Source organism: Martinezella lusitana (genome assembly GCF_010668395.1).
Taxonomy (GTDB): Bacteria; Pseudomonadota; Alphaproteobacteria; order Rhizobiales; family Rhizobiaceae; genus Rhizobium; species Rhizobium lusitanum_A.
In genome coordinates this window covers 1-395 of record NZ_WUEY01000097.1, presented here as the reverse complement: position 1 = coordinate 395, position 395 = coordinate 1, and the positions used below count along the sequence as shown (strand labels likewise).

Annotated in this window: 1 protein-coding gene; it reads left to right on the top strand. The window is 37.5% G+C overall.

What is annotated here, in order from left to right:
* A partial coding sequence (locus GR212_RS37030) for a hypothetical protein (protein WP_204326931.1) occupies positions 1-189 on the top strand: 189 nt, incomplete at its 5' end.
* Between the last annotated feature and the right edge of the window lie 206 nt (positions 190-395).

Here is a 395-nt window from a genome sequence, read left to right as displayed (position 1 = left end):
CTTGCAGGTCGTTGGACCTTTGCCAAGGCATTTGATGCAGAAGAATATAATGCAGGTTGCGACCGCCCTGAAGTAAAAATGAAACTTCGGAGATTGTGGCGGAAGAACTTTGTGCAGACCAAACGACTTCGAGAACTTTATGATAGCTATGCCAAAATTGAACAGATGACAAAAGAGTTAGAGAGCTAAAAAAGGGGCTGAAAGCCCCTTTTGAGAAAGCTCCGCAGGAGCTTTCTTCTTATCTTGATACATATAGAAATAATTCACGGCGAAAAAATCAGTTAAAAAACAGGGCTAAACCCTTGATATTACTGAGTTTTTAGGTACAAAAAAAGCCTTGTTATTTGTGAAAGCTTTTGTTATAATTTAGGTGTTCAATCAAAATTATTTAGAAA